This window comes from Flavobacterium rhamnosiphilum, assembly GCF_004349195.1.
Classification (GTDB): Bacteria; Bacteroidota; Bacteroidia; order Flavobacteriales; family Flavobacteriaceae; genus Flavobacterium; species Flavobacterium rhamnosiphilum.
Genome location: NZ_SMLG01000005.1, coordinates 119,571 through 135,747, shown reverse-complemented (window position 1 = coordinate 135,747; position 16,177 = coordinate 119,571). Strand labels below are relative to the sequence as shown.

Below are 16,177 nucleotides of genomic sequence, written 5' to 3'. Positions count from 1 at the left end.
AAATGAAAGAAGTATATATTTCAGAAAGTGTTACGAGTATTGTCAATGCGAAAAAAATTATTGATTCTATATCAGTAATAAATAATAAAATAGAAGAATCAAAAAAAACAGCAGAAAATTTAATTGAAAATATTAATCAATCGTCCAATTTACTACAAAAAGCAAAGAATGACAATAGCATAACTAGAAAAGTATTTAAATGGTCAACGGAAACATTATTTAGTTTTATTATCGAAAGTAATAATGCAACGCATTCTTCAGTTTCTTCAATTTCTAAGCTTATTCAAAATAATAATGATAATTCAAAACTACTAGCCGAAATGATTGGTAAGTTAGCCATGCTTTCAGGTTTGTCTTTTGAGAAAAACAGTGAAACAACTGCACAGTTGGAGGAAATGGCTAAGAATTTCGAACAAAATTCTAGCGGTAATACAGAACAGGCCAGACAAATTAAACGGGTTATTTTAGCTCATATTAATAAAATCAAGGAAGAGAAAAATAAAGCGGATAGAATTGAATTTAATTTTGGTATTATTAATGACAATTTGAAAGAGTTAAATAAAAATTTAAATGCTATCAATATTGAAAATGATAAAAAAATAGCATTAATTCAAGAATCACTAAATGCTAAATTAAACGTTAATAATATTGAAAATAATAAAGAAATAGTATTAATTCCAGAATTATTAAATTCAAAATCAGAAGAACACTTTGTTAAAATTCAAAATAAGCAAAGGAAATTAATCAATTATCTAGGTGCTTTTTCTTTAGTTACTTTCTTAATACTTATCTCTTTTATTTCTTATTATTTTAATGTTAACTCATAATTTGTATTATTGGATACTTTGATGCTCTGATATTTTTTGTTCCTTCAGTTTATAAGGAAAACACCAACCTAAGTTAGCGTTTTCTTTTTGTGGATGCTATATAATCCTAGACAGCTTCTCTGGTCGTAAGCCAGTTTCGACCTTCTTTGTAAGTATCATTTTTCTCCTGTTCGAACTAATGTCGGATGTTTAATTTATTCAATCGTCATTGATTTTAGTTTTGTTCGATAGGCTTCTAGCGCAAAAGATTTCGAAATAAAACCATAATATTTCCCTTCTTTGAGAACGGGTAAAAAGGCTTTTTTCGATTTTTCAAACTTATTCATGACTATTTCCATGCTGTCATCAGGAGAAATGATTTCTGTAGGTTCTATCATTATTTCTCTAACCAAAGTATATTTTACTCGGTACGTATTGAATATTATTTCTCGAATATCATTAAAATGAACAATACCCAATAAGTTTTTTTCAGTATCCACAACTGCAAATATTACCTGATTGGAATGAGAAATTAAATCCACCAGCCTTTCTAAATTTTCATCAGGTGAAACCGTTAAATAATCCGTTTGAATTATGGAAGTGGTCTCTAAGGTCGAAAGGATATTGGTATCTTTATTACTTGTAAAAGCATGTCCTTTTTTGGCTAAATTCTTTACATCCATAGAATGTTTTTCAAATCGTTTTGAAATCGCAAAACTAATTGAAGCAACAATCATCAAAGGAATCATCAAATTGTACCCTCCAGTAATTTCAGCAATTAGGAAAATCGCAGTCAAGGGTGCATGAAACAAACCACTTAAAATTCCTGCCATTCCAACTAATGTGAAATTACTTACTGGTAATTTAGTAAGTCCTGTCAGATTTAAAAATTTAGAGAAAAAGAAACCAACATAAGATCCCAGAAATAGGGAAGGCGCAAAATTACCTCCATTACCACCACTGCCTAAAGTTATTCCAGTTGCAAAAACTTTCAGCATCATGGTCAAGCCAACAAATACCAATAAAGCCCAACTATTGTCTCGAAAACCGCTAAATAATGTGTTTTCCAATAATTTCCCTGGATCATTGTCAGATAATGTTTTAATACTTTCGTAACCTTCACCAAAAAGCGTCGGGAAAATAAAAATAAGAATAGCCAAAATCGAAGAACCAAACAAAGCTTTTTTATAAGGAGATAATTTAAGTCTTGCGAAAAAATGTTCTACTCTCTGAAAATTACGGGAATAATAAACCGAAATAAATCCGGTAAACAAACCTAAAAGGACATAGAAAATAATGTTATGATAATCGAAACTTTGTTGTTGTTTGAACGAAAGCAAAATTTCTTCATCTAATGCAATTACTGAAACTAAAGCACCTGTTGCAGCGGCAATCATAATGGGGGTAAATGCTGCAATACTAACATCAACCAACAGCACTTCGATAGCAAATAAAACTCCGGCAATTGGTGCATTAAAAGCAGCGGCTATTCCTGCAGCAACTCCACAACCGATAAGTAACGTCCGGTCTTTATAACTTAATTTATATTTTTGGGCATAATTCGAACCAAAAGCAGCACCGGTAATTACAATCGGGCTTTCTAAACCTGCAGAACCTCCTAAACCAACTGTCAGGGAACTTGTGACGATTTGAGCATACATTTGTTTTTTGGGGATAATACTCGCTTTTTTGGCAACAGCATATAAAATTTGCGAAGTTCCTTTTTGGATTGTTCCTCCCAAAACTCTTTTGACAACAAAAACAGTAAGCAAAATACCAATTATGGGCAAAATACTATTGATGAAGCCTAATTTTAAAATTCCACTGACATACGTAGCAAAAGAAAATACCCAGTGCGCAAAAGACTTTAATACAATTACAGCAAAAGCGGCAGAAATACCAACCAAAACCGACGATAAAAATATAAACTGCTTTGGCGTCATCATGGATTGCGCAAAAGCTATTATGGTTTCTAATTTCGAAAAATATTTTTTGAACATGACAATTTTTAAAAGGGGTGCAAAACTACTATTATTTTAATTTCAACAAATATTTTTCAACGCTTCTTTTGTACTTAATGGTTTTAAATTATTGTTTAGAACAAAGTTCTTCACCGTTTCGGGATTTGTTTTCCCATATTCCCGTAATGCCCAGCCAATTGCTTTTTGAATAAAAAATTCCTTAGAATGAGCCTGCTTTAAACATTCTGAAAACAAAAAATCAGTATTCGTTTTTTGTTTATAGCCCAATTGAAATAAAATGGCACTTCGATTCAACCACATATTCTCTGACTTTGAAAATCGTTCTATTACATTTTTGGTTTCCAATGGAAATTCCAATAGATATTCACCCAAAATGTACTTAGCAATCGTATCCACGCTGTCCCACCAGGAATTGTTGCGTATCAGTTTTTCAATCAGTTGAATGTCTTCTTTTTTATAATTCCCTTTGAGTTCTTTTATTAAAATTTCAATCGCGCAATAATGAAATTCCCGTTCTTGTTTTGAATATAAATCCAATGCAATTGCTCTTGCGTTTGCTGAAACTTCTTGCTTGTTTTCTTTCCAAATTTCCTTGAAAATGCGTCTTCGTTCCTCTGTTTTTATTCCAAAAAAAGGAAAGTTATTCTTCATGTATTTTGCCATTGCAAAAGCATTTTCAGGATTTTGATTTGTTGCAAAAGCGTTTTCTAAGGCAAGTATAAAGTTCATAAATAGTAAATTTCAATGGCAAAATTCAATAGCAATATCAATTAAAATGCTTAACATAGTCGATAACTCAAAACCCATAACCTAAAACCCCACCGCTTTATCGTCTCCTCTAAAATCAGCACCACCTTCGAGTTTTTTATTTGGTAAAACCAAAATAGCATCCACTTTTCCTATTACAGGTGTTGTTTTTTCATTAATGATATATCCTTTTGATTTCAAGTTTTCAAAGGTTTTTGTATCGAAAGTATTAGGTTCAAAAGTAATTAAATCAGGTAACCATTGGTGGTGAAAACGAGGTGCATTTACCGCTTCTTGCATACTCAAACGATACTCGTAAACATTTAATATCGTTTGCAATACTGATGTAATAATTGTAGAACCGCCCGGAGAACCCACGACCATAAATAATTTCCCGTTTTTCTCTACAATAGTTGGCGTCATGGAACTCAACATTCTTTTTTGAGGCGCAATACTGTTGGCTTCATTTCCCACTAATCCAAACATATTCGGTTCACCTGGTTTGGCACTGAAATCATCCATTTCATTGTTGAGAAAAAAGCCCAATTCATCACAATAATATTTGGATCCATAACCGTCATTTAATGTTGTAGTTGACGAAACGGCATTACCAAATTGATCCACAATCGAATAGTGGGTAGTCTCCGTACTTTCATTATAATTTACTTTTCCTTCTTTTATATCCGATGATAAAGTGGCTTTTTCAAAACTAAAATTTGACATTCTTTGTTTCAAATAATCATCATCCATTAATGCTTTCAAAGGAATTTTTACAAAATCAGGATCGCCCAGATAATAACTTCGGTCTGCATAGGCTCTTCTTTCGGCTTCCACAATAACTTGAATGGCTTCCGTTGAGTTATGTCCCATTTTAGCCAGGTCGAAAGGCGCTATCATTTTGAATATTTCAGCGAGACATATTCCGCCGCTGCTGGGTGGAGGCATAGAAATCACTTTTAAATCCTTGTAATCGAAAGTGAGTGGCGTTCTCCATTTGGCTTCGTATTTAGCCAAATCTTCCAAGGTGATTATTGCTCCTTTTTCCTGAAGATATTTGACTAATATTTCAGCAGTTTTCCCTTTGTAAAATTCATTTCTGCCATTTTTTGAAATCCTTTTCAATGTAGTTGCCAGCGCAGGATATTTTATTACATCATTTTCTTTGAAAGCAGTTGCAAATAACGTTTTATCACCATTTACTTTTATGATTTTTGCTCGATAAGCAGCCAATCGATCTTCTTGTTTTTTGGTAACAATAACCCCTCTTTCTGCCAATTCAATTACAGGTTTCAGAATTTCTTCGATAGGCAAGGAACCCAATTTTTCATGAACTGCAAAAATTCCGGCAATCGTTCCAGGAACTCCAATGGCAAGAGGAGATTCTGTGCTTTTTCCTTTTATAACATTTCCTTTTTCGTCCAGAAACATGTCTTTTGTGGATGCCAATGGTGCTTTTTCCCGGTAATCCAAAGAACCAATTTCACCGTTTGCTTTGCGATACACCATAAAACCGCCACCGCCAAGATTTCCTGCATAAGGATAAGCTACTGCCAAAGCCAATTCGGTTGCCACCATCGCATCAAAAGCATTTCCGCCTTTTTTCATGATTTCAACTCCAATTTTGGAAGCTTCTTCGCGTGCCGAAACAACCATTGCTTCATTGGCAACAAGTCCAGTGGGTTGGACCATTACATTTTGGGTTTTACAACCAATAGAAAGAAGACTCAATAGAATAATAATTTTTTTCATTCGAATATTAAAATTTAAAAACCAACGGCTTTATTATCACCTCTTTTATCTGCGCCACCTTCCAATTTACCATTTGGTAATACCAAAACAGCATCGACTTCGCCAATGATTTCTTTGTTTTTTTCATTGATGATGTATCCTTTTTTCTTCAAATTGGTTAATAATTCTTTATCGAATGAATTTGGTTCAAAAGTAATTTCATCCGGTAACCATTGATGGTGAAAACGTGGTGCATTTACCGCTTCTTGCATGCTCATATCAAATTCATACACGTTTAATATCGTTTGTAAAACCGATGTGATAATGGTGGAACCTCCAGGCGTACCTACAACCATGAACAGTTTGTTGTCTTTCTCTACAATCGTTGGTGTCATGGAACTCAACATTCTTTTTCCGGGAGCAATGCTGTTGGCTTCACTTCCAGTCAATCCGTATAAATTTGGAACTCCTGGTTTGGCACTGAAATCGTCCATTTGATTATTCAAAAAGAAACCCAATTCATCGCAATATATTTTAGAACCATAATTATCATTTAAAGTGGTTGTTGCCGAAACAGCATTTCCAGCAGCATCTACAATGGAATAATGAGTGGTTTGCTTGCTTTCATAACCTTTAATTTCTCCAGGGGCAATATCAGAAGATTTAGAAGCTTTATCGAATGAAAAATCACTCATTCTTTTTTCTAAATACGATGGACTTAGTAATTCTTTTATCGGAAGTTTTACAAAATCAGGATCACCCAAGAAATAATTCCTGTCGGCATACGCTCTACGTTCTGCTTCTGTAATAACTTGAATCGTTTTTACGCTGTTGTGTCCCATTTGTGAAAGATTGAAAGGCTCAATCATTTCCATGATTTGATTCAGGCAAATTCCGCCACTGCTTGGTGGAGACATCGAGGTGATTTTTAAATTTTTATATTGAAAAGTAATTGGAGTTCTCCATTTGGCACTATAACTGTTTAAATCTTCTAATGTAGCATTGCCACCTTTTTTAGCAAGAAAAGCAACTAACTTTTGAGCTGTTTCCCCTTTGTAAAATTCATCCCGACCGTTTTTGGCAATTCGTTTTAATGTTGCTGCTAATGCAGTATATTTTATGGTATCATTTTCTTTATATGCTTTGGAAAACAAACTATTCTTTCCATTGCTTTTTATAAAGGAAGCTCTGTAATAAGCCAAACTTTCGGCTTGAAATTTAGTGACAACAACGCCTCTTTCTGCCAAGGCAATTACAGGTTTCAGAATCTCACTTAAGGGTAAAGAACCGTATTTTTTGTGTACTTCAAATATTCCTGCAATGGTACCCGGAATTCCAGATGCCAAAGCGGTTGCTGTACTTTTGCCTTCTATTACATTTCCTTTTTCGTCCAGAAACATATCTTTTGAGGCTGCCAAAGGTGCTTTTTCTCTGTAATCGATAGCTCCAGTTTCGCCATTGGCTTTTCTGAAAACCATGAAACCGCCACCACCAATATTTCCTGCCTGTGGATGTGAAACTGCCAAAGCCAGTTCTGTGGCAACCATCGCATCAAAAGCATTTCCGCCTTTTTTCATGATTTCAACTCCTATTTGCGAAGCTTCTTCACGAGCTGAAACTACCATGGCTTTTGAAGTTACTAAACCAGTTGGTTCTACCGTTTTTTCATTCGATTTACAACCTAAAACGGCAAAGGCAAGGAGAAAAAGTATTTTTTTCATAAGGTGGTTATTTTAGTATTCGAAAATAGGATTAATTCTTGAAAGAAATTGGTGAATTCATCTTCAAATTCAAGATAAAATTCGGAAAGTTCATTAGTAGCAAACCGCATTTTAGATTCGTTTTTGGTGCGTTGATCCATTTGCGTCAAAATTCGATTAATACCTTCGACTGTTTGATAACTCACCAGCCAATTATGTTCAATCATGTAAGGCATCATTCCCTTGGTTCTTTCCGAAAGAATGATATGGTTATCCTGTAAAGATTGGTAAAAACGTGCTACAAAATCTTCCAATCTCTCATCAGAATATGTGTTCCAATTTTTAGCCAAAAAATGATCATAAAAAACATCTACAATAACACCGGCGTAATGATGGTATTTTTCATGTAGTTTTTTGGTGCTTTGTCTAAAAATGGGATGCGCATCGGTAAAAGTGTCAATGGCACGATGCAGAATGATTCCTTTTTGAATTTCTAAAGGATAACTTTCAAAATGTTTTCCACGAATTCCATCGGCCATGAAATTGCCAATTTTGATTAAATCATTGTCACCGGAAAGATAGATGTGTGCTAAAAAATTCATTCGCCTAATTTAGGAATTTAAATGATGAATTTTGAATTCTAAATGACTTTTATAAACCGCCAATTATTATATTTGTGGACAAATTAAAATTTATAATTCAAAATTTAAAATAATAATCAATGACTTTAATAAAATCAATATCAGGAATTCGTGGAACAATAGGAGGTAAAGTTGGTGATAATCTGACACCTGTTGATGCAGTTAAATTTGCTTCGGCCTATGGAACTTGGTTGAAAAAATATATTGGAAAAGAAAAAATCACAGTTGTTGTAGGTCGTGACGCCCGTATTTCGGGACCAATGATTCACAATTTGGTGGTAAACACTTTAATTGGTTTAGGAATCGACGTGATTGATTTGGGTCTTTCAACAACGCCAACTGTTGAAGTTGCTGTTCCGTTAGAAAAAGCGGAAGGTGGAATTATCCTTACGGCTTCCCACAATCCAAAACAATGGAATGCCTTGAAATTATTGAATGAAAAAGGAGAATTCCTGAATGGTGCAGAAGGACTTAAAATTCTTGAAATTGCTGAAGCGGAAGCTTTCGATTTCTCGGATGTGGATGATTTAGGAGCCATTATGATTAACGATGCGTACATGGATATTCATATTGATGAAGTATTGAATTTACCTTTAGTGGATATCGATGCGGTAAAAGCGGCTAAATTTAAAGTAGTTGTTGATGGCGTAAACTCTTCTGGAGGAATTATTATACCAAGATTATTGGAATTAATGGGCGTTGAAGTAGTAGAATTATACTGCGAACCAAACGGACATTTTCCTCATAATCCGGAACCGTTGAAAGAGCATTTGACTGATATTTCAGAATTGGTAGTAAAAGAAAAAGCACATTTAGGAATTGTAGTTGATCCAGATGTAGATCGTTTGGCTTTCATTTGCGAAGACGGAGAAATGTTTGGAGAAGAATATACTTTGGTAGCTTGCGCTGATTATGTTTTGAGTAAAACACCAGGAAACACCGTTTCGAATATGTCTTCTTCCCGTGCTTTGCGTGATGTGACTAAAATGCATAACGGAAGCTATGAAGCCAGTGCGGTGGGTGAGGTGAATGTAGTGGAATTGATGAAAAAGAATAATGCTGTAATAGGTGGTGAAGGAAATGGCGGAATCATTTATCCGGAATTGCATTACGGACGTGATAGTTTAGTGGGAGTAGCTTTGTTTTTAACGCATTTGGCCAACAAAAAAATGACAGTTTCTGCTTTGCGTGCTTCGTATCCTGAATATTATATGAGTAAAAATAAAATTGAATTGACACCACAAATTGATGTTGATGCGATTCTTGTTGCCATGACTGAGAAATACAAAAATGAAGATATTACCACTATTGACGGTGTGAAAATTGATTTTGCTGAAAACTGGGTTCATCTAAGAAAATCGAATACAGAACCTATTATTCGTATTTATACCGAAGCGGCTTCACAAGAAAAAGCGGATGCTTTGGCACTTAGAATTATTGACGAAATTAAAGCAGTGGCTGGATTATAAGAGTAGTCTAAAAATTAAATATAGCAAGCCTGTTCGATTAATTGAACAGGCTTTTTTTTGTCTTATCCTGAACCGGATTTGAATTTAGATTATTACAGATTCGTTATTTTCGTTTCATCCTCTTTGGTCCATACCAGAGCCAGAATCCTGTGATGGTAAATATCAAAAGTGCCAGTCCCATGATGGTGGTGTAAACCAGTTTAATAAGTCCATTGCCAGTCTTGAAATAATCGTCAAGAATTGATCCATCGTGTACCTTTTCAATAAAGTCAGACCGTCTTCTTTCAATATGTAATAATTGCCCTGTTGCCCCGTCAAGTTGAATTCCCCAAAAGTTTTCGGCAAAAATAAATTTCACCATTCCTTTATCTTTTTTAATCTCAATTCGTTCCAGTTCCAGCGTTGCGTCTTTTGAAATAGAGTCCAGTAAAATTTTGCAGGCATTTTTGTGTAAACTGTCAATAGGAAGCCAGTCTTTTAAATGTACTGAAGTTCCCTGAAATGATTTTGATTGCAGCAACCCGCCACTATTTTTTTTCCAACCTAACAGAATTCCGGTCACGGAAACAAAAAAGAAAAAAATAAATAAAAAAGCTCCAGTTGTTCGGTGAATTTTCCTGAATACCCTGAGCAATTTAGCTTGTTGTTTCCTTTGATTATTTTCGGTCATTTTAATTTCTGTGTTTTGATTTCAATATGGGCTAAGGTCTCCTTTACTTATAGTATAATTGCTTGTGTAAATCGAGGGCTATACCTTTTATAAAAAGTAAGAATTTGCGAATATACAAAGCGATCTCTATAATTCATCATAAAATTTATTGGAATACATTTGAAACCGATTGTTGCCAGTTTTGAGCTTGACAAAGGGTAAAATTATAAATTTACTTAAAAGTTAAGGCAAATATTAAAAATTCACCCTAAAACTTATATTTGGCGTTAAGCCAAGGGATTTATTGTCTACTTGAATAGCATCATTCGAGTCATTTGGATTGACTTTATAATAGCGATTGATCAGATTGTTCTGGTTTGTTGCGTTAATGACACCGGCAGTAACCGAAGCTTTAATAGATTGTGACAGGTTGAAATTGTAATTTAAAGAAGCGTCTAAACGCATGAAATCATCTAAGTTTTCATTGTTTGGAGAATCATAATTTACCATGGTATTATTTCCGTTTTGTACGGTTTCATTTCCCTCAATTGGTTTTGTATACGGCTGCCCATTTCTCCAAACACCGCCAACAGCTATTTTTAGATTTTTAAGAATGTCGTAATAAAAACCTAGCGATACTGAATGCCTTATATCTACATTATTAGGAAAAGTTGAAGGTATAAAAGCATCAAATTCATAGTCGTTTGTACTAAACGTGTAACTCACCCAAACACTATATTGACGCGCTGTTTTATTGGCTAAAAATTCAAAACCTTTAGCAGTGTAACTTCCATTCGCATTAGTAAACTGAAAACTGTTATAGAAACCCTGATTAGAAGCCGTAATGCCGTCAACAATTTTATAAAAACCTGTAGCCTCAATATTTAGTTTGTTTTTATTGAATTCCACACCAAAAGAGCCTTGTTTACTCGTTGCAATTGGAATGTCTTTATCGGTTACTAAAACCCAGCGTCTTTTTTCGACACCAAGAAAATCATCTTCAAAATCCACGATTTGAGTAGTAGATTGATTTTTAAATTCCCCTTCTAATTTTAAAGCAAATTGATCTGATAATTTTTGTCGAATGTTTATTCTTGGCTCGACCAAAAGCTTTTCGAATTTTTGAAAATAATTCAAACGCAATCCAACTCTTAAATAGGTATTGTTTTTATTGTATTCCACCTCAGAAAATAAGGCATGATTCAACAAAACATCTTTTTTAGTGCTAGAGTAAAACGGAGCACTAACGGTGGTTTGGTTTAACATTCCCGTTTCATTGAATTGGTACCCAAACAAGAAATTTAAGTTGTCATTAGTTTTGTAATAGGTGTTGAGTTTAGCTCCAGTTTCCAAAACTTCATTGGCTTCGGTTAAGCGCTGATCCGTTTCTACTCTGTAATCGGTAGCATCAATATTGTATCTGGAAAAGTAAGTGATGACGTTTGAGCTTAATTTTGGATTCCATTGCGCTTTCCAATTTCCTCCGTAACCGATATTTTTCTGGGATAAATTACTGGTTTTAGATTGGGTTTCGTTTGAATTTGTAATGCGGCTTTCGGAATAATCCAATGCATTATTAATACCAATAATATTCGCTCTGAATTGATGTTTTTCATTCAAATCGAAAAGTAATTTAGCGGTATAATCATAAAAGTAAAAATCAGAAGACGTATTATTCTGGTCACTATCGGCATTGATTTCAGTGTCCTGAAAACTACGGTCAAAGTATTTAGTGTAGGTTGGTGATTTAAACAAATCAGTAATCGATCGACGTCCTGAAATATGAAGTTCTAATTTTTTAGTTATTGGAATTTCTAAAAAGGCATCGGCACTAATGGAGTTAATTCCTGCGCCACCAGAAAAGGTATTGGTGACCAGATCTTTCGTATACATATTGATAGTACTGGAAACGCCATCACTGTATTCAGCACTTGTTCCGTTTTTACTGACGATAACTTTATTGGTAAGATTTGGATTGTAAGCAGATATTAACCCGAAGAAATGACCGGAATGATACATTTTTATATTATCCCAAAGCACTAAATTCTGATCATTAGTTCCGCCTCGTACGTTGATGTTAGCAATACTTTCATTGGTGCTTTCAACACCGGGAAGCGCTTGAACGGATTGCAAAATGTCAGGTTCTATTAATCCGGGAAGAATACCGAATTTTTTAGTGTTTAAAACGGTGCTTCCATCCAGGTATTTTTGTAATCCAGGCGTTAAATAGACATTTATCAAAACCTGATTCAACTCTTCGTTTTTTGTGGAAAGAACAATGTCTTTGCAATTGTTTTGTGCCGAAAACAATTCGTTAGCAGAAAACTGTCTGGATTCAAAACCCAAATAGGAAATGGTCAGCGTTGCATTAATCGGAATATTTTGCAGGCTAAATGTACCGTTTTTATCGGTTATTGTACTTTTTTCGATGTCATTTACAAGTACTGAAGCACCAATCAAACGAGATTTTTTTTCATCGGAAAAAACAATGCCACAAACTGATATTGTTTTGTTTAACACTGAAACGGTAACATATCGATTGTCTAAAGCTTTGAAATTTAAAAGCGTTTTCGAGTTTAGATAATCAATAGTTTCTTGTAACGTAAAAGAAGCATTTGGTTTGTCAATTGTAATGGTGGCCACATCTTCAACGGCATACGAAAATTTGATATTGAATTGTTTTTCGATGGAAATGATAACCTCAGTCAAAGGTGTTTTTTTAGCTGTATTTTGTCCATAACAAATACTGCTAATGCAAAGGAGAAAATAAATCAGCCATTTATTTAACACCATAGTTGTAAAATATAATGGTTTTGCCTTCAATCTTGTAACTTAATTTAAGCGGAATTGTAACCGCCTGAAGCGCTATTTCTTTATCAGTATGTGTAAAACTTCCCGTAAAGAGTTTTGAAGTATCGACACCCTCCACTTTAATTTTTATATCATATTGACGCTCCAATTCTGCAATAACCTGATTTAATGGAATCTTATTAAAGCTTGATTCTTGTTGAATCCACGAAGGATTTTGGGCATCAAAATCTTCAACATTTTCGATGGTGCCATTTATAACTCGGAATGTTTTTCCGGGAGGTAATTTAATAGTTTCGTTATTATATGTTACACTCACCAAACCTTCGTAGCAATTTACTTCAAAATAGTTTTTGCGCTCTTTTACGTTAAATTGTGTCCCTAAAACGGTAACGACTCCCGCAGTTGTGTTTACACTAAAAGTTTGGCCTTTCTGAACTTTGAAAAAAGCTTCTCCTTCTAACGTTAAAGCTCTTTTATCAGCCCATTTTTTTTCGTTAAAACTTAATTTTGAAGCGGAGTTTAATATCACTTCAGAATTGTCCGGTAATGTTACTGATTTTGTTTGTGCTATTTGGGTTTCAAATGAGGTAATGTTATTAAAAAACAAGAAATAAGCAGAGGTTAACATAACGACCAGAACTGCGGCAACTCTATAGAATGCCTTGAAGTTTAAAGTTCTGACTTTTGTTTTCTTTCTAGAATGGTTTCTGGCTTTAAAAGCTTCCAAAGCAGCGTGGGCATCTACTTTTGGAGTTTCCAATTGTGATGCATAATGAGCTATCTTTTCAAGTGTTTGCAAATCTTCGGATTGTTTCAAATCTTCAATTTCTTGGCTTGAAAGCTCATTATTCAACCATTTTAATATCTCTTTTTCGGTTTTCATTTTATCTCTCTATGTTTATAAGACAACTAACTTTTAAATTACCCTACAGCTAAATGACTAATTATATATTTTCTATTTGGGCTTTTAAAATTTGGAGTGCTCCAGACATTCTTTTTTCTACAGTTTTTTGAGAAATATCGAGTAATTCAGCTATTTCCCGGTACTTTTTTCCATCTATTCGATTCAATAAAAATACTTCCCGTTGTACTTCGCTTAATGATGCGATTGCTTTTGTGAGTTTTTGTTTGAATTCTTCTTCTTCGAATAAATATTCGGGACTTTGATTATTCGTATCTAAGTTAGGCGCATCTTTAGCATACCTTAATACTACTTTTTGATGCTTTATGTTATTCAGGAATAAATTATTAATGCTGGTAAACAAATACGTTTTGACTTTACTAAAGTCGATTTTGGAACAATTTTCCCAAATTTTAGTGAACGCATCTTGTACCAAATCTAATGCAGCTTCATCATCACCACATTTGTAATACGCAAAATTATTTGCTGATTGCACGTGCTTTAAGTAAAAGTCTCTAAAGTGATTTTCTTCGCAAAGTGTACTTTTTTCGTCGCTCATTGAGTATTAATTCATTTTTTGTAGGTTGTAAATGTAAATTATTTTTTCAAAAAGCAGTTGCGTTAATTATAATTGCTTTTTTATGAAAAATAGTTTAAAATATAATTGATTGATTTGTAGTATTTTATGAATTTATTTGTAAAATTTTATATTTTTTTTAAAATTTTGGTAGGGTAAAAATAAGCGTAGTTGTCTTACTAATAGAAAGGCGCTAAAAACATCGCTTGTAAATATAAAAATACATTAAATTTGAAAATTATGAAAACATTAAAAATTGTTACAGGAATTGCATTGATGGCTATCTTAGGTTTTACATCATGCCAAAGTGAAGTAGATGAGGTAGAAGGAGAAAATCCAAATACCAATTCGGCTAATTCAACTACAACAAGTAATCTGAAACGTACTTCGATGTATGATGGTTCATTTGATGATTTCTTGGATGGAGCATCATGTTCTTCTATCCTATTACCCGCTATTGCAAAAGTGAATGGAGTTCAGGTTGCTGTGTCGACTAAATTAGATTATCAACGGGTTATTGAAATTTTGGCACAGTCTAATAATGACCAAGATTCAGTAATATTACAATTTCCTTTAAGAGTTCAATTAAGTAATTATACAGAGGTCACCGTTACTAATCAAACCGAGTATAATGCTATTCTTAATGCTTGTAGTTCTGCCGAGGCTTCTGGTCAAGATGCAATTTCTTCTGTAAATATCAGTTTCCCAATTACAATTTTTACGTATAATTTAAGTTTTCAACAAACAGGAAGTGTTGTCATCACATCCGAACAACAATTATATGCGTATATGTCTAATGTAAGCAGCACGGAATTATTTTCGGTAAACTACCCAGTTTCAGTGACAATTGCGGATGGAACAAAACTGACTGTTTCAAGTGATGCTGAATTACAAGCAGCTATTACTGCATCTCTAAAAACAGAAGCAGCGATGGCAGAAGCAGTTCAAAATGGAAAAAAATTAGAAACGATTTTGGTTAACGGTAAGTTTAAAGTAGATTCATTTGTAAATGCAGGAGTAAACTCAGCAACAAACTATAAAGATTTTACGATAGATTTTGCAAATAATTTATCGGTAACAGCCATAAATCTATTGAATACAACAGTAAATGGGACTTATGCGGTAAAATCGGAATTAAATGTTTTTCTAAAACTAAATTTTTCAGGAAATGCTTCGTTTGCTTTATTGAATAATACTTGGAAAGTAACAAGTTTTACTGCTTCGACAATCACATTGCAAAGTACAACTAATGCAGGATTAACATTAGTGTTGAAACAAATATAAGTTGGTTTAGATTGGTTAGTTTTTTCAAAGAACAGCTACTAAACGCATTGTAGCTGTTCTTTAAAATAAATATATAATATAAAAATAATAATGAAAAAAGTAATTACTCTACTAATTATAGGTTTGTTCCTGTCAGTAGCATCCTGTTCAAAAGAAGATGATTCCATAGATAACTCAGTTGCAGTAAATCCTAACGCGAATAAACAGCAAACGGGAAGTTCTTCTAACGATTTATTATCTGATAAAAAGTTTAAGAGTATGATTATTGAAGTGGTGTATGTAGCCGGTTTTGAGCCAAGCAGTACAGCGATCAGTAATTTTGTGACCTTTCTTACGGCAAGAACCTACAAGCCAAACGGTATTAATGTTATAAAGCGATCTATACCATCACCGGGAAATTCACCTTATACTGATGCAGAGATTGTAAGTATTGAAGATGCTAACCGAACAAAATACAACACTTCGGATCAAATAGCAGTTTGGGCATTTTTTGCAGATGGGAAATCTTCGAAAGACACTGATACAGGAGTTATTCTAGGAACGGCTTATAGAAATACTTCTTTTGTTATTTTCGAACAAACTATTCAAGGTTTGAGCGACAGTCCATTTAAACCCAGTAGAAACGTATTAGAGACTACAGTGATTACCCATGAATTTGGACATATTCTTGGACTGACGAACCTTGGTACAGCCTTGCAAAGCAGTCATGAAGATGCAGAACATCCAAAACATTGTAATGTAAATACCTGTTTAATGTATTGGTCATCCGAAACTGGAAGCGGTATTGGAAATATGGTTTCAGGTGATGCTGCTCCACAATTAGATGCGCAATGTATTGCAGACCTTCGAGCCAACGGAGGAAAATAAAAGTATAATTTGAAT

The 16,177-nt window shown here is 33.9% G+C and carries 13 protein-coding genes; 4 read left to right on the top strand and 9 right to left on the bottom strand.

Annotation, left to right across the window (positions count from 1 at the left end; all coding sequences use genetic code 11):
* The first annotated feature begins 2 nt into the window (after positions 1–2).
* The gene (locus E0I26_RS08475; RefSeq protein WP_131916060.1) at positions 3–827 is read left to right on the top strand and encodes a hypothetical protein; all 825 of its coding nucleotides are present in this window, start codon (positions 3–5) and stop codon (positions 825–827) included.
* A 194-nt stretch (positions 828–1,021) separates the two neighbouring features.
* Here E0I26_RS08475 and E0I26_RS08470 read toward each other — a convergent pair whose 3' ends face one another.
* From E0I26_RS08470 to E0I26_RS08450, 5 genes are all read right to left on the bottom strand, one after another.
* Positions 1,022–2,806, bottom strand: coding sequence for a chloride channel protein (locus E0I26_RS08470; RefSeq protein WP_131916059.1), 1,785 nt, complete (start codon positions 2,804–2,806; stop codon positions 1,022–1,024).
* 42 nt (positions 2,807–2,848) lie between these two features.
* On the bottom strand, positions 2,849–3,517 hold the full coding sequence (locus E0I26_RS08465) for a DNA alkylation repair protein (protein ID WP_131916058.1): 669 nt from the start codon (positions 3,515–3,517) through the stop codon (positions 2,849–2,851).
* An 81-nt stretch (positions 3,518–3,598) separates the two neighbouring features.
* Positions 3,599–5,284: a gamma-glutamyltransferase gene (ggt, locus tag E0I26_RS08460; protein ID WP_131916057.1), complete on the bottom strand. Its 1,686-nt coding sequence runs from the start codon at positions 5,282–5,284 to the stop codon at positions 3,599–3,601.
* Positions 5,285–5,298: 14 nt separating this feature from the next.
* Positions 5,299–6,984, bottom strand: a complete 1,686-nt coding sequence (gene ggt / locus E0I26_RS08455; protein ID WP_131916056.1) for a gamma-glutamyltransferase — start codon at positions 6,982–6,984, stop codon at positions 5,299–5,301.
* Positions 6,981–7,565 (bottom strand): acyl carrier protein phosphodiesterase, encoded by a 585-nt coding sequence (locus tag E0I26_RS08450; protein WP_131916055.1) that lies wholly within the window; start codon positions 7,563–7,565, stop codon positions 6,981–6,983. The genes ggt (E0I26_RS08455) and E0I26_RS08450 overlap by 4 nt, the downstream gene beginning before the upstream one ends.
* A gap of 119 nt (positions 7,566–7,684) precedes the next feature.
* Here E0I26_RS08450 and glmM point away from each other — a divergent pair, with 119 nt between their 5' ends.
* The gene (gene glmM, locus E0I26_RS08445) at positions 7,685–9,073 is read left to right on the top strand and encodes a phosphoglucosamine mutase (RefSeq protein WP_131916054.1); all 1,389 of its coding nucleotides are present in this window, start codon (positions 7,685–7,687) and stop codon (positions 9,071–9,073) included.
* Between the two features lie 103 nt (positions 9,074–9,176).
* Here glmM and E0I26_RS08440 read toward each other — a convergent pair whose 3' ends face one another.
* From E0I26_RS08440 to E0I26_RS08425, 4 genes are all read right to left on the bottom strand, one after another.
* A complete protein-coding gene (locus E0I26_RS08440) occupies positions 9,177–9,743 on the bottom strand; it encodes a PepSY domain-containing protein (RefSeq protein WP_131916053.1) in 567 nt (188 codons plus the stop codon).
* Positions 9,744–9,977: 234 nt separating this feature from the next.
* The gene (locus tag E0I26_RS08435) at positions 9,978–12,515 is read right to left on the bottom strand and encodes a TonB-dependent receptor (RefSeq protein ID WP_131916052.1); all 2,538 of its coding nucleotides are present in this window, start codon (positions 12,513–12,515) and stop codon (positions 9,978–9,980) included.
* Positions 12,502–13,416, bottom strand: coding sequence for a FecR family protein (locus E0I26_RS08430; RefSeq protein WP_131916051.1), 915 nt, complete (start codon positions 13,414–13,416; stop codon positions 12,502–12,504). Before E0I26_RS08430 ends, E0I26_RS08435 begins: the two co-directional genes overlap by 14 nt.
* Positions 13,417–13,477: 61 nt before the next feature.
* Positions 13,478–13,993, bottom strand: a complete 516-nt coding sequence (locus E0I26_RS08425; RefSeq protein WP_131916050.1) for an RNA polymerase sigma factor — start codon at positions 13,991–13,993, stop codon at positions 13,478–13,480.
* 258 nt (positions 13,994–14,251) lie between these two features.
* On the opposite strand from E0I26_RS08425, the gene E0I26_RS08420 reads away from it, so the two are divergent.
* Together E0I26_RS08420 and E0I26_RS08415 are read left to right on the top strand one after the other, a co-directional pair.
* Positions 14,252–15,295 carry a hypothetical protein gene (locus tag E0I26_RS08420; RefSeq protein ID WP_131916049.1) on the top strand — a complete coding sequence of 348 codons (1,044 nt, stop codon included), beginning with the start codon at positions 14,252–14,254 and terminating at the stop codon, positions 15,293–15,295.
* Between the two features lie 90 nt (positions 15,296–15,385).
* The gene (locus E0I26_RS08415) at positions 15,386–16,162 is read left to right on the top strand and encodes a zinc metalloprotease (RefSeq protein WP_131916048.1); all 777 of its coding nucleotides are present in this window, start codon (positions 15,386–15,388) and stop codon (positions 16,160–16,162) included.
* The last annotated feature ends 15 nt before the right edge of the window (positions 16,163–16,177 follow it).

Coding starts and splice junctions, on each gene's coding strand:
- E0I26_RS08475 (WP_131916060.1), top strand. CDS start 3: ATGAAAGAAGTATATATTTCAGAAAGTGTTACGAGTATTGTCAATGCG.
- E0I26_RS08470 (WP_131916059.1), bottom strand. CDS start 2,806: ATGTTCAAAAAATATTTTTCGAAATTAGAAACCATAATAGCTTTTGCG.
- E0I26_RS08465 (WP_131916058.1), bottom strand. CDS start 3,517: ATGAACTTTATACTTGCCTTAGAAAACGCTTTTGCAACAAATCAAAAT.
- ggt (WP_131916057.1), bottom strand. CDS start 5,284: ATGAAAAAAATTATTATTCTATTGAGTCTTCTTTCTATTGGTTGTAAA.
- ggt (WP_131916056.1), bottom strand. CDS start 6,984: ATGAAAAAAATACTTTTTCTCCTTGCCTTTGCCGTTTTAGGTTGTAAA.
- E0I26_RS08450 (WP_131916055.1), bottom strand. CDS start 7,565: ATGAATTTTTTAGCACACATCTATCTTTCCGGTGACAATGATTTAATC.
- glmM (WP_131916054.1), top strand. CDS start 7,685: ATGACTTTAATAAAATCAATATCAGGAATTCGTGGAACAATAGGAGGT.
- E0I26_RS08440 (WP_131916053.1), bottom strand. CDS start 9,743: ATGACCGAAAATAATCAAAGGAAACAACAAGCTAAATTGCTCAGGGTA.
- E0I26_RS08435 (WP_131916052.1), bottom strand. CDS start 12,515: ATGGTGTTAAATAAATGGCTGATTTATTTTCTCCTTTGCATTAGCAGT.
- E0I26_RS08430 (WP_131916051.1), bottom strand. CDS start 13,416: ATGAAAACCGAAAAAGAGATATTAAAATGGTTGAATAATGAGCTTTCA.
- E0I26_RS08425 (WP_131916050.1), bottom strand. CDS start 13,993: ATGAGCGACGAAAAAAGTACACTTTGCGAAGAAAATCACTTTAGAGAC.
- E0I26_RS08420 (WP_131916049.1), top strand. CDS start 14,252: ATGAAAACATTAAAAATTGTTACAGGAATTGCATTGATGGCTATCTTA.
- E0I26_RS08415 (WP_131916048.1), top strand. CDS start 15,386: ATGAAAAAAGTAATTACTCTACTAATTATAGGTTTGTTCCTGTCAGTA.